The following is a 13,543-nucleotide window of genomic DNA, read 5'->3' as shown; positions in this document are numbered from 1 at the left end:
AATTCCTGCACTTAAAAGACGAAAATACGAGGTGAAAATATGAGTTATATGATTGGCGTAGACGTCGGCGGTACGTTTACAGACTTTTCAATATTCAACACAGAGACCGGGAAATTAAAACATTTTAAGCACAGCTCCACGCCGGATGATCCGTCGAGAGCGATTGTAAACGGCATCCTCCATGTGCTCTCAGAGGACTGCATCGGCCCGGAGCAGGTGAGTTACCTGGCACATGGAACCACGGTTGCAACCAACGCCCTGATCGAAAAGAAAGGCGCGCGCCTGGGACTGATTACAACAAAAGGATTCCGCGACCTGATGGAAATCGGCTGGCAGAAACGGCCGTCCCTCTATGATTTATCAAAACAGAAACCCGAGAGCCTGATCCCGGACGGCATGAAATGCGAGGTGGAGGAGAGGATTTTATACGACGGCACGGTTAAAACGGCGCTAAACGAGGACAGCGTCCGTGAAGCGGTGCGCTACCTGAAGGAACAGGGCGCCCAGACGATAGCCGTCTGCACTCTCTTCTCCTTTATCAACCCGGAACATGAGGTGAGAATCAGGGAAATCATAGAAGAAGAGTATCCGGAGGCCTATGTTTCCACCTCCCATGAACTGGTTCCCGAATTCCGGGAGTATTCCAGGATGAGCACGACCGTGCTCAATGCCTATCTGGGACCGGTTATGGAAAAATACGTACATAACTTTGAAAAATCCATTCTGGACTCCGGGATCACCGTGGCCCCTTATGTGACACAGTCCAACGGTTCCGTCATCTCCATTGCGGAGACCATCGACTGCCCGATCAAGACTGCCGTGTCGGGACCCAGCGCCGGTGTCATCGGCGCCGTCTATATCGGAAAGCAGTGCGGAATCGATAAGATAATCACCTTTGATATGGGAGGCACCAGCATCGACGTCAGCCTGATTGAGAACGGAAAGGCATCCCTGTCCAACGAGAGGCTCGTGGAGGGGTATCCGGCCAGAATTCCAATGATAGATATTGTAACGGTAGGCGCGGGCGGCGGTTCCATCGCCCGGATTGACGCAGGAGGAGCCTTAAAGGTGGGACCCGACAGCGCTGGAGCGACGCCGGGACCAGCCTGCTATATGCGCGGCGGCACCGAAGCATGTGTCACGGATGCCAACATCGTACTTGGCAAACTGAACCAGAAAAAGATTCTGGGCGGCCGGATGGACGTGGATCTGGAATTGGCTGAAAAAGCCGTCAAAGAGAATATCTGCGACAAGTCCACACTGGATTTGAAGCAGGCGGCAGCGGGAATTATCTCGGTTGTGAACTCCAACATGACGCGCGCCATCCGTGTTGTGTCCGTGGAGCGTGGATATGACGCCCGGGAATTCACACTGATGGCCTTCGGCGGCGCAGGCCCGCTCCATGCGTGCGAGGTAGCGAGAGATATGGGAATTACCTCCGTGCTGCTTCCGCCGTCTCCGGGAACGCTCTGCTCCCTGGGACTTCTGATGGCCGATACGAAGTTTGACATCAGCCGCTCCAACGTCATGATTGCGGAGGAGGAGAACCTGGGCAAAGTACAGAAGATTTTTGATACGCTGACCGAAGAGGGCAATGAGCTTCTCGACAAAGAGGGTGTTGCGGAGAAAGACAGGAGTTTTACCTACCTGATCGAGTGCCGGTACGAGAGACAGAATTATGAGATTGGCATCGAGGTGGAAGGCCGTTTCACAAAAGAGGTGATGGAGGAGATGATCGAGAATTTCCACCAGGAACACAACCGTTCCTACGGCTATTTCAACAGAAACATGAAGCTTCAGATGGTCAACTACCGCGTCAGCGCCATCGGAGACATCATCAAACCGGATCTGGTGGAAATGCCGGTGGATCCGAACGCGGAGCCGCCGAAGCCGTTTACCACCCGCGACGTCCTGTTCGATCGGGAGAAAGATTATATAACGACCAATATTTACAACAGGGACGACTTCAAACCGGGCTGCACGGTTATGGGACCGGCAATCATTGAACAGATGGACTCCACCTCCGTCATCCCGCCTGACTGGAAGGCGTACACGGACGGATACCAGAATATCATCGTGACTTACGAGGGAGGTGCAAAATAATGAAAAACCAGGTTGATGCAGTAACGGTGGAAATCGTGGGAAACCTTCTCTTATCCATCGCGGAAGAAATGGGAGTGGCGCTAATCAAGAGCGCCTATTCCACCAACATCAAGGAACGGCGTGACATTTCCACAGCGGTGTTTGATCCGGAGGGAAATATGGTGGCGCAGGCCGAGCACGTCGCCATGCACCTCGGCTCCCTGCTGGGAATTATCAAGGAAGTTTACAAAAAACATGCCCCGGAGGACATAAGGCCCGGAGATATGTTTATGGGAAACGACCCGTATAACGGCGGCGGGACCCACCTGCCGGACATCACGGTGACGCAGCCGGTGTTTGTCGGGGAAAAGCTGATTGGCTGGGTAGCCAACCTGGCCCACCACAGCGACGTGGGCGGCAAGGTGGCCGGTTCCACCTCGGGCGATGCGGTGAGCATTTTCCAGGAAGGACTTAAAATTCCGCTTGTCAGAGTGTGCCGGAATGATGAGGTCAACGACGATATCATCAGTTTCCTCATGGCCAACAGCCGTATCCCCGGGGAACGCTACGGGGATCTCCAGGCCCAGATTGCTTCGAACCGTGTAGGGGCAAAGCGTCTGACTGAGGCATTCGACCGCTATGACGACCTGCTGGTGGACAGTATGCACGAGCTTCAGAACTATGCAGAGAGAAGACTGCGGGCCGGTATCCGGAATCTGCCGGATGGGGAGTATGAATTTACCGATTACATGGACGATGCGGGTGTGGGCCATCCCGAGCCAATCCGGATTCAGGTCAGGGTCACCATCAAAGGGGACGATATGCATCTGGACTTTGCGGGAACCGATCCCCAGGTGAACGGACCGAACAATGTGACAAAGAACGGGCTTCTTGCCACGGTATTCTATTCGTTAAAAGCGCTGATAGATCCGGGAATTCCGTCCAATGCCGGAATATACAGGGCATTCAGCGTGGAGGCGGAGCCGGGAACCATCATCAATGCGACAAACCCGGCGCCCGTGGGAGCGCGTATCGATACGTGTATGCGTGTCGCGGACGTTATCTTTGGAGCGCTTGGACCGGCCGTGCCGGAGCGCGCGCTGGCAGGCTGCAACTCTTCCTGTACCTCCGCGATCTTCAGCGGAACCGACCCGGAGGATCCGGAGCATTTCTACGTATACCTGGAAACCATTGCCGGAGGATCCGGGGCGCAGAAATCAAATGACGGCCTGAGCGGCGTCCAGGTACATATGACCAATACCTCCAATCTTCCAATCGAGGCCCTGGAGATGGAATTTCCGCTTCTGATTGTCCACAAGTACGGGCTGCTTGAGAACAGCGGAGGAGCCGGAGAATACAGGGGCGGACTCGGAATCGAGCGTATTTTCGAGGCGATGTACGACAACATCAATTATACCGGATTGGGAGACAGACAGATTTATAAACCCTGGGGGCTCTACGGCGGCATGGAGGGGGCAGGCGGTGAATATTTCATCACCCGCACCGACGGCACGGTGGAAAAGCTGATTTCCAAATGCACCGATGTACCGCTGCATAAAGGTGATATTGTCACGGTACACACGCCGGGAGCAGGCGGCTACGGGGATCCGAAAAAGAGGAAACCGGAGTCGGTGCTGAGTGATGTAATTGAACATAAGGTTTCAATCGATAAGGCGGAGGAGCTTTACGGAGTAAAAATCAGAAAGGACGGCGGCAGCTACAGGCTGGCCTGACAGGAGGGATACAATGAGCGTTAAAGAAATTATCAGTGAGATTAAGGTAAAAATGGATGCGGCCGGCGGCCTGAAACATGTTTATTTTGTGGCCTGCGGAGGTTCTAAGGCGGCGATATTCCCGGGACTTTACCTGCTTCAGAGCGAGGCAAAGACATTCGGATCAACCACCTACACCAGCAATGAGTTCGTACACGCGACGCCGAAGGAGCTGGACAGCCGCTGCATCGCCGTCGTATGCTCCCTGAAGGCGACGCCGGAGACCGTGGAGGCCGTGAAGACCGCTAACGCGGCAGGAGCCGTGACAATTGCGATGACGGGTTCCATGGAAACGGGAATGGCGAAGGTGGGACAGTATGTCGTGACATATTCAAACGGCGATGACCAGGTGTACAGCGACTCCAACCAGGCCAATGCACTCAGAATCGGTTTTGAAATTCTGAACCAGTTTGAAGGTTATGAAAAGTATGATATGGCGATGGAGGCATACCGGTATATTGATGAAATCGTCGCCGAGGGTAAGGAGAAGTGCCTGCCAGCGGCTAAGGAATGGGCTGGTAAATACAAGGATGAGCCGGTATTCTACGTCCTGGCGTCGGGACCGAACTATGGGGTGGCCTACTCCATGTGCTGCTGTCACTTCATGGAAATGCAGTGGAAGCACGGCGTATGCCTGCACACGGGAGAGTATTTCCACGGCCCGTTCGAGACGACGGACAAAAAACTTCCGATGGTGCTTCTGATGAGCGAGGGCCGTACCCGCGCCCTTGACGAGAGGTGCCTGACATTTTTAAAACAGTATGCGGAAAACTATATTGTGATTGATTTTAAGGAACTGAATGCGGGAAGGATTAACCCGGAGATCGCCGAGTTCTTCAACCCGGTTGTGATGATCCCGGTGGAGCGGTATTATGTGGCACAGATGGCCGAGGTAAGGGATCATTCCATGGATTACAGAAGATATATGTGGAAGGTGGAGTACTAAAGTTTGTTTGAAAAATAAAAGTAGTTCCTCCTGAAAAACCGAACCGGCCTGACCGTCCACCCAAGGATAACCGTACGATGTCAGGTGCCATGGTCTGGATTGCCCGCAGTGGCGCGCACTGGCAGGACCTGCCAGTGCGCTGCGGTCCTTGGGTGGCGGTTAATAACCGGCAGCATCCGCTTTTGCTGATGTGCAGTGATGACGCTATGTCCTGTAGAGAAATATGCTCCGCATAGTGCTGTTGGATATAAGACATTATTTTTTTGATTTCTTCGTGGCGGAAGACGGAAAATTCCATTCGGCCTGATAGGTCCGTATTTAACACCAGCTCTTTCCACAGGAACATCAGCCGGATATAAACCTCCAGCTCATAACCCCGCTCCTTTTTCTCAATCAGGCCGGAGATGATATGCTGGCATTTTAAAATTTCACACTGCCATTCCACATCCGGGCACAGTGAAACGGCGAAAAAGCTCCCGCTTTGTATATACGGCAGAAAATACTTTTGTTCCATCAGGCTGCCACGGAAAAAAGAAAACATAACCGGATGGATATTAATGCAAAGATACCTTGCTTTATGCCCCTGCGCCGGACGGGTCATATGCAGAAGCCCAGCATTGATAAAAATTCCTTCTCCCTCTCTCAGCAGGTATTCCTTTTCCTGCACGGTCATACAGATGATTCCCTCCTGCACAACACAAAGCTGGAATTCATCGTGCCAGTGCCATCCGTTATATCCACAAGGTTTTTCCTGCAGGTTTGTCTCATACACCCTGAGGGAAAATCACAGGGCAGGGAGAAATTGGCTTTTTGGTTTGCATCTATTATAATATTATGATTCATGGGATCTCCGGCTGAATGTAAGGCAGCAGATCTATCTTTGACTCTTTTTATGTGTCTTTTTTAGTGTAAGGGATTTGTGGAAAAACATCAAGGGAGGATAAAAATGTTTAAAACTCTTTGCCTTTTGGCTAAGGATAATATATAATCATTTTATAATGATATATCAGGAATATAATAAAAATTCAAAGGGATGATACGGCGATGTTGGATGGAAAGGCAGTTACACCACTATATGTTCAATTGATGACGGAGATTGAAGGAAAGATTTTAAAAGGCGTTTACCAGCCTGGAGAACGGCTTCAGTCTGAGAGTGAGATGGCGAAAACCTTCGGCGTAAGCATAATTACCGTTAGAAACGCTGTCAGCGCCCTGGTTGAGAAAGGCCTGGTTGAGAAGAAGCAGGGTAAGGGAACCTTTGTCTCCAAACCCAAGTTTACAAAGGACATCAAAAAACTTCAGAGCTTCACCGAGATGTGTGAGCATATGGGAATGAAGTCCGGTGGACGAATGCTTGAAAATAAGCTCGTTGTGGCGGACGAAAAGACAAGAAAGCTTCTGGGACTTGAAAAAGGAAGCCAGGTGGTTTATATTTCCCGGGTGCGCTATGCTGACAATGAACCGGTTGCGATTGAAAACAACTATTATCCGCTTAAGTATGCATTCCTTTTGGGAGAAACCTTTGATGACAATTCACTGTTTGAATTTATGAAGAAAAAGGCGAAGGTGATGGTTGCCGTATCAGAGAAATGGATCGAACTGTGCAGAGCCACTGCGAAAGAGGCGGAGCTTCTGAGGCTGACGAAGGGGACACCCCTGCTCTACATAAAAAGCGTTGCTTACACCCAGGAAAAAGAACCAATTTATGTGGGGACACAGATATTTAACGGAGACCGGTGTTCATTTTATGTATGCGAGTCAACCGGCATATAAAACCGAAACGGAATATGAAATTGCAAAAGGAATCCCTGACAGGCGGAGGCCCCGGCCGGGGATTCTTCTTTTAATTTACGCAATCCGTTGCACATGTGGGCCGATTCCGGGGGAAGGGAAAGGAAATATGAAACATTTTTGTTATTTTCTGACAAATAAAACGTAATATAGTAAAAACACGATATTTTTATTGAAAGTTAGTCTGGAAAGTCCTATACTTATAGTATTGGAACAGAGGATTAAAAAAATTGTCAGGAGGAAAAAGGATATGAAGAAATTAATGACCGCACTGCTTGCTGCTGTGATGACCGTGGCGATGACGGCCACTGCATTTGCTGCCGAGGATCCGGCTGCCCTGCTCGACAGGGTTACCCAGAAATCCAATGAGATGGATTCGATGGACTGTGATATGGGAATCCATGCCGTACTGGTTATACCGGATCCGGAGACGAAAAAGGATTTGACTTTAAATCTGGATATGCTGATGAAGATGAAGATGGATCAGATTAAATCGGGGAATCTCCGCTATAAAGCAGAGATGGCGATGGATTTCCTGGGCCAGAGCGAATATGCCACCGTTTTCTATAAAGACGGCTATTATTACATGGATGCCGACGGAGAGAAAATCAAATACCCGATGGACCTGAACAGTATGATAGCGTCCGTAGAGCAGACTACGTCTGCAGCGGAACTTACTTCCTCTCTGATGAAGAGCCTTGCAGTCAGGGAAGAGGGAGAGAACAGAATTCTTTCCTATGTTGCGGACCCGGCCAAGATGAATGCATACGTGAATGAGGCTCTCAGCTCTCTCATGGGGGATATGGGCGTAACGATGACGGTCCGGGAAGTAAAGGGTGAGTATGTTATCAATAAAGACGATTATTACACCAGCATGAATATGAACATGTCCATGGATATCAGTATGTATGGTGAGACGGTCAGAGTAATCATGCTGATCGAGGGAACCATCAACAATCCGGGACAGCCGGTGACGGTTGACCTTCCTTCCACGGACGGATATACCGATCTGAATACATACTACAAATCACTGTATGGCGGCAGCGGAAGTGGAAGCGGATACGGTCCGGCATCAGAAATCTGGTAAATCATTTTAGAAAACACCGGAATAATGGGATATCGGAATAACAGGATATGAAAGGCGGATGCGGCATGGGTATGAACACCCATGCCGCATCCCTTTTATCGTCTGTCCCAGTTGGCCTGGTCAGGGTTGCGGACATGCTGTGGCTGTTTTATAATGGATAGGAAAAGGGGGGAGCGTGTGATGAAAAGTGTTCATGAGGAAGGCAAATTCCAAAAAAATCTTCAGAAGCTGGCGGCCAGGCGGATTGCGCTTTTGATCCTGGTCAGTTCCCTGCTTTTTCTGGCCGGACAGTTTCTGGCTTCACTGGCGGCAAATGAGCTGGATGCGGCCTCCCATCTGAAAAAACTGGAGGAGGTTTTTCTGCGGTTCGACATGCAGAACCGGGAATTCCTCCTGAATGACAGGACGGTGTCGGCGGTGGAGAAAATCATATCCGGAGAAGAGCCTGAAGCAATCGATGAATTTAAAAACTATTTCCGCCAGTTTGATGAAAGCTGTGATGTCCATAACCAGGTAATGATCACGGACAAAGACGGGGACGTGCTATTCACCTCTTTCAGCGAGAGCCAGCTTTCATCTTATCTGGTGAACTATAATAACGCGGTCTGCTACAACGCGAGAAACTGCGGGGAGGGCGAGGTTTACCGGGCCGTATACTATGACCGCGGCGACTATGCCGACGCCCTGTTTGTCAAGCCGATATTTCAGAATGGGGAAGTCAGCGGATATATCACACTGTTCTTATCGGGCAGCGGATGGAATTTTTACCTGTCGGAAAGTAATTTTGACGGTGTGATTACGGATCTGAGGCAGAACGTAATGTATATCAGTAAACCGGGTCTGGCCGACAGCAGTAACAAATTCTATGGTACCGAACACGGAAGCTGGATGCACGGGCATGCCCGCTACTGGGTAGTGTCGAAGGAGATTCCGGAGTATTCGGCCGTAATCTATTCCCTGGTATATTATCCGAGGAACGAGGCCGTCCATATCGGACTTTTGGCGCTGCTGGTGATGGGGGCCGTGTGGTACTGGATCGCAAGATGGATGGCAAAATCCATGGCGGAGAACAACGCCGCGTCGATCGAGCGGCTGGTCAGTGAGATTAGAATTATACGCAAGGGAGACTACGACCACAGAATCCAGATGAACACGGATGATGAGTTTAATGAAGTAGGATATCAGGTTAACAACATGCTCGACAGTATCCAGGCATTGAACGGCAGGAATACGGAGCTTTTGAAGCTGAACAGCAGAATCGAAATGGATCAGCTTACGGCCCAGATGAATCCACATTTCCTGTATAACACCCTCGAAATCATCAGAAACCTGGTGGCCTTTGATGCCGATAAGGCGGAAGAACTGATAGTAAAACTGACCGAAGTGCTCCGCTACAGTGTGGATACCTCCAGAAAGGAGGTTACGCTGGAGGAGGACATGCGCTATATCGACTGCTATCTGGATATCCAGAACTGCCGTTTCGGAAGCCGGTTTAACTGCCAGATCGATTTTACTCCGGAATGTTTCGGCTGCATTGTGCCGAAGCTGCTTTTACAGCCGTTGATTGAAAACAGCATTAAGTATGGATTCCAGAAGAAAATGGATCTTAATATCACGATCCGCGGTACAATGGAGGGAAATATCCTTTATATCAGCGTCCTGGACGACGGCCTTGGAATGGAGGCGGAAAAGGCGGAGGAGCTGAGAGAGCAGCTCCGGACACATGACAACAGTTCGCCCTCCATCGGCCTTAGAAACTTATCGCGCCGTCTGTACCTGAAATATGGGGACGGCAGCGGCCTTCAGATCAGGAATATGGAGGGCATCGGCTTTGAGGTGCTGGCGAGGATAGAACAGCAGAAAGGGGAGACATAATGTACAAAGTAATCGTTGCAGAAGATGAGGACATTATCAGAAAGGGTCTGGTATACTCGATCCCCTGGGCGGATATGGACTGTTCGGTAGTCGGGGAGGCAAGGAACGGGGTGGAGGGCGTGGAGCTGATAAAACGCCTGGAACCGGATATCGTTATGGCCGATATCAACATGCCGGTGTTAGACGGACTGGGGATGATCCGGGAGACATATGAAGATTATAATTATTCCGCCATTATACTGTCGGGCTATTCGAACTTTGAATATGCAAGAACCGCTATCCGCTACGGCGTGACGGGGTATCTGTTGAAACCGCTTAAAAAGGAGGATTTGTTGGAAGCGGTAAAAGATGCAAAGGAAAAGTGCCTGCTCCGGCGCACCTGGCTCAACCGCAAACAGGAACAGGAAAAGTGGAAGAATATCCAGCTTGTTTCAAAGGAGGAGAACAGCCGGGAAGACGATGCGGTGGTGAGGGATATGCTGGCCTTTATCGCGCAGCATTACAGGGAAAAAATGGTGCTGCAGGACGTTGTAGACGCCCTGAACTACAGCGAAACCTTTCTGAATAAAAAGTTTAAAAAGCAGATGGGGACCACCTTTATTGAATACCTGAACCGTTATCGGATCCAGAAAGCGCTTGAGCTGTTAAAGGACGGAAAAACTGCGGTCCAGGATGTTTCCTGGATGTGCGGGATCGGTGATTACAAATATTTTAATATGGTATTTAAGAAATATATCGGGTGCAGCCCGAAAGAGTATGTCTCCGGGATCAGGGGACAGCAGGAGTAAACCGGGGATGTTTCATTTTAAGCATCTCCAATTTAAACTTCACAGAATAAAGTCTGGACAGCCGGAAGTAAGATTCCGGCTGTTTTTTGTTGAGTGGCAATGAAAAGTCCGCGAAGCGTGCTTTTCGTTGTTATGGGAAATTTATATTGAATGGCTGGAAAAAGAGCACGCAAAATGAATGGAGGAGTGAAAAATACAAAAAACAGCAGAAAAGCATCGGACTGTTTGGTATTTTTACCTTTTGAACGGTATTTCAGGTAGAATGGAATGTCTAAAATGTATAGTATTATAAATAAGAAAAGAGATTTATATACAAAATAGATAAAAAAACAGGGGCGGTGATGGATGTGAGCGTGGTAATTTCAATTCAAAATGCAGTAAAAAAATATGGGGAAGTGACAGTCATCCCCGACTTATCGGTCACAATAAGAAATGGGGAGCTTTTTACTCTGCTGGGGCCGTCCGGATGCGGCAAGACCACCCTGCTGAGAATGATAGCCGGATTTAACACCATAGAGGGCGGCAGCTTCCGGTTTAACGACAAAATCATCAATGACATGGAGCCGGGGAGACGCGGAATCGGAATGGTATTCCAGAACTACGCAATCTTCCCCAATATGTCGGTCAGGAAAAATGTGGAGTTCGGGCTGAAATATAAGAACATGCCCAAAGAGCAGATGAGAACACAGGCCCAGAAGTTTCTGGAGCTGGTGCATGTGGATCAGTATGCGGACCGGATGCCGGAACGGCTGTCAGGAGGACAGCAGCAGAGGGTGGCGCTGGCCAGGGCGCTTGTGATACAGCCGGATGTGCTCCTGATGGACGAGCCTTTATCCAACCTGGATGCCAAACTCCGTGTGGAGATGAGGACGGTCATTAAAAGCATTCAGAAGGAAGTGGGAATCACCACGGTCTATGTCACACATGATCAGGAGGAGGCAATGGCAATCTCCGACCGGATTGCGGTTATGAAAGACGGCGTGATCCGCCACTGCGGCGAACCGAAGAATATTTACCAGAGACCCGCCGACCTGTTTGTGGCAACTTTTATCGGCAAGTCGAATCTTCTGAGCGCAAGACTGACGCAAAACGGATCGGAAACAGTCCTGGTATTCCCAAACGGATACAAAGTCGTGATGGATTCCGTCCGGGAGGAGGAGAGCTATGACAGGGACGTAACACTGTCGGTAAGGCCGGAAGAACTGTTTGTACACTTATATAAAGAGGGGGAAGATACGGACGGTATCAGCGCCAGGATTCAGGACAGCGTATTCCTCGGTTCCAATACCCATTACTTTGCAGAGCTTGAGACGGGAGAGACGGCTGAAATCATCCAGGAGTCGGAGATTGATGAGATTATTCCTCCGGGAAGCAGGGTAATACTCACCCTGAACAGCCGTAAAGCCAACCTGTTTGACCCGGAGACAACTAAGAGCCTGATGAGGGGGATTAAAAACAGCACGGCTCTTCCCGCAGAGACAGTTGGACGGGAGGTGGAGGGATGAGCCGTTCAAAAGCAAGAAAGGACTTCTGGAACGTCATTTCCTGGATTCTGATGGGGCTTTTCATGATATTTCTCGTTTACCCCATTGGAAAGTTGCTGAAAGAGGCGGTATACACGAATGGAGAGTTCACTCTCGACGCATTCCGGATGTTTTTTGCCAAGTCCTATTACTATGATTCTATTTTCCACAGCGTAAAAATCGGAGTCTGTGTCATGGTGACAAGTCTGCTTCTGGGCATCCCGTTTGCCTATTTTTACTCATTCTACAGGCTGGGAGGGCGTAAGGTATTGTTTGTACTCTGCCTGCTCTGTACCATGTCGGCCCCGTTTATTGGAGCTTACGCGTGGATTCTTCTGATGGGTAACTCGGGGCTGATAACCGGTTTCCTGAAATCAATGGGGATTTCAGGAGTTTCCATATACGGTTTTGGCGGGATTGTCTTTGTTCAGACATTAAAGCTGTTTCCGCTGGTTGTAATCTATATGAACGGTGCATTCCGGGATATTGACAACTCCCTGCTGGAGGCGGCGGAGAGCATGGGATGCAAGGGCGTGGACCGTTTTAAGAGGGTGATTATGGCGCTCACAATGCCGACGATCCTGGCGGCGGCCCTGCTGGTGTTCATGCGTTCCTTTGCCGATTTCGGAACCCCGGTTTTGATAGGCCGCGGTTACAGTACGTTTCCGGTCCTGATTTACAACCAGTATCTGGGAGAAAACGGGACCAATTATCACTTTGCGGCAGCCATCAGCGTCATTGCCGTACTTGTGACAGCCGCTATTTTCATCATTCAGAAGGTGGCGTCAAACCGGTTCAAATTTACCATCAACGCCCTGCACCCGGTAGAGCCGAAAAAGGCATCGGGCATCGGCAATTTTATGATGCATGCGTACTGTTACCTGTTGGTGGGCATTTCACTTCTGCCGCAGATATACATCGTCAACATGTCGTTCAGGAATTATAAAAACAGCATTATTAAACCGGGTTATTCTCTTGTGAATTACCAGAAAGCAATGGAAAAGATGCTGGCGCGTTCGATTGGTAATACACTGATTGTCAGCGTCGTGACACTGGCCGTAATTATTGTGGTGGCAGTCCTGATTGCTTACCTGGTGGTGAGGAGAAGCAGCCTGTTCAACAATGCGATTGATACGATTTCCATGATGCCTTATATTATGCCGGGCGCAGTAATCGGTATCGCACTGGTGGTGGCTTTTTCCAGAAAACCGTTTTCCCTCACAGGAACGCTGGTGATTATGATAATCGCCCTGGCCATACGCCGTATGCCGTTTACCAGCCGTTCGGCGACGGCCGCGATGATGAAAATTCCGGTTAATATCGAGGAAGCCGCTCTGAGCCTGGGAGCCTCCAAGGCGGCTGCGTTTACCAAAATTACGGTTCCCATGATGTCCAGCGGAATTATATCTGGCGCGGTCCTAAGCTTTGTTTCTATTATAACGGAAATGTCATCGGGGGTTATTCTTTATAATAACAGGACGATCACGCTGACCATCAGCACCTATTCGGCAATTACCAGCGGTATTTACGGCGTGGCTGCCGTGTTTGCAACCATCACGATGCTGCTTACCGTAATCTGTCTGATTATCTATCTGAAATTTACGAAGCTGGAAGATGTGAGGATGTAGGAGGTAAATTTATAAAAATTAAAAATATATAAGCAAAGGGAGAGTGTATTT

10 protein-coding genes and 1 pseudogene are annotated in these 13,543 nt (G+C 49.7%); 10 read left to right on the top strand and 1 reads right to left on the bottom strand.

The annotated features are described in order from the left end of the window. Positions 1–39 precede the first annotated feature (39 nt). From V3C10_22685 to V3C10_22670, 4 genes are all read left to right on the top strand, one after another. Positions 40–2,103 carry a hydantoinase/oxoprolinase family protein gene (locus tag V3C10_22685; protein WVP62077.1) on the top strand — a complete coding sequence of 688 codons (2,064 nt, stop codon included), beginning with the start codon at positions 40–42 and terminating at the stop codon, positions 2,101–2,103. Further along, a complete protein-coding gene (locus V3C10_22680) occupies positions 2,103–3,815 on the top strand; it encodes a hydantoinase B/oxoprolinase family protein (protein WVP62076.1) in 1,713 nt (570 codons plus the stop codon). Before V3C10_22685 ends, V3C10_22680 begins: the two co-directional genes overlap by 1 nt. Positions 3,816–3,828: 13 nt before the next feature. Then, entirely contained in the window at positions 3,829–4,800 is a 972-nt protein-coding gene (locus tag V3C10_22675; protein WVP62075.1) for an SIS domain-containing protein, read from the top strand. Positions 4,801–4,877: 77 nt separating this feature from the next. Then, positions 4,878–5,036, top strand: coding sequence for a hypothetical protein (locus V3C10_22670; GenBank protein ID WVP64689.1), 159 nt, complete (start codon positions 4,878–4,880; stop codon positions 5,034–5,036). A 311-nt stretch (positions 5,037–5,347) separates the two neighbouring features. Here V3C10_22670 and V3C10_22665 read toward each other — a convergent pair. Further along, positions 5,348–5,572: pseudogene (locus tag V3C10_22665) on the bottom strand (AraC family ligand binding domain-containing protein). 272 nt (positions 5,573–5,844) lie between these two features. Between V3C10_22665 and V3C10_22660 the strand changes: the two are divergent. From V3C10_22660 to V3C10_22635, 6 genes are all read left to right on the top strand, one after another. Continuing rightward, on the top strand, positions 5,845–6,573 hold the full coding sequence (locus V3C10_22660) for a GntR family transcriptional regulator (GenBank protein WVP62074.1): 729 nt from the start codon (positions 5,845–5,847) through the stop codon (positions 6,571–6,573). Positions 6,574–6,841: 268 nt separating this feature from the next. Continuing rightward, positions 6,842–7,678 (top strand): DUF6612 family protein, encoded by an 837-nt coding sequence (locus V3C10_22655; protein WVP62073.1) that lies wholly within the window; start codon positions 6,842–6,844, stop codon positions 7,676–7,678. Positions 7,679–7,858: 180 nt separating this feature from the next. Then, positions 7,859–9,553 carry a histidine kinase gene (locus V3C10_22650; protein ID WVP62072.1) on the top strand — a complete coding sequence of 565 codons (1,695 nt, stop codon included), beginning with the start codon at positions 7,859–7,861 and terminating at the stop codon, positions 9,551–9,553. Further along, entirely contained in the window at positions 9,553–10,341 is a 789-nt protein-coding gene (locus tag V3C10_22645; protein ID WVP62071.1) for a response regulator, read from the top strand. The genes V3C10_22650 and V3C10_22645 overlap by 1 nt, the downstream gene beginning before the upstream one ends. 347 nt (positions 10,342–10,688) lie before the next feature. Further along, on the top strand, positions 10,689–11,846 hold the full coding sequence (locus tag V3C10_22640; protein WVP62070.1) for an ABC transporter ATP-binding protein: 1,158 nt from the start codon (positions 10,689–10,691) through the stop codon (positions 11,844–11,846). Further along, positions 11,843–13,492, top strand: a complete 1,650-nt coding sequence (locus tag V3C10_22635; protein WVP62069.1) for an iron ABC transporter permease — start codon at positions 11,843–11,845, stop codon at positions 13,490–13,492. The genes V3C10_22640 and V3C10_22635 overlap by 4 nt, the downstream gene beginning before the upstream one ends. The last annotated feature ends 51 nt before the right edge of the window (positions 13,493–13,543 follow it).

It is taken from the genome of [Clostridium] symbiosum (assembly GCA_036419695.1).
GTDB classification, from domain to species: Bacteria; Bacillota; Clostridia; order Lachnospirales; family Lachnospiraceae; genus Otoolea; species Otoolea symbiosa_A.
The sequence above is the reverse complement of the archived record's forward strand: the minus strand, read 5'-3'. Positions and strand labels throughout refer to the sequence as shown.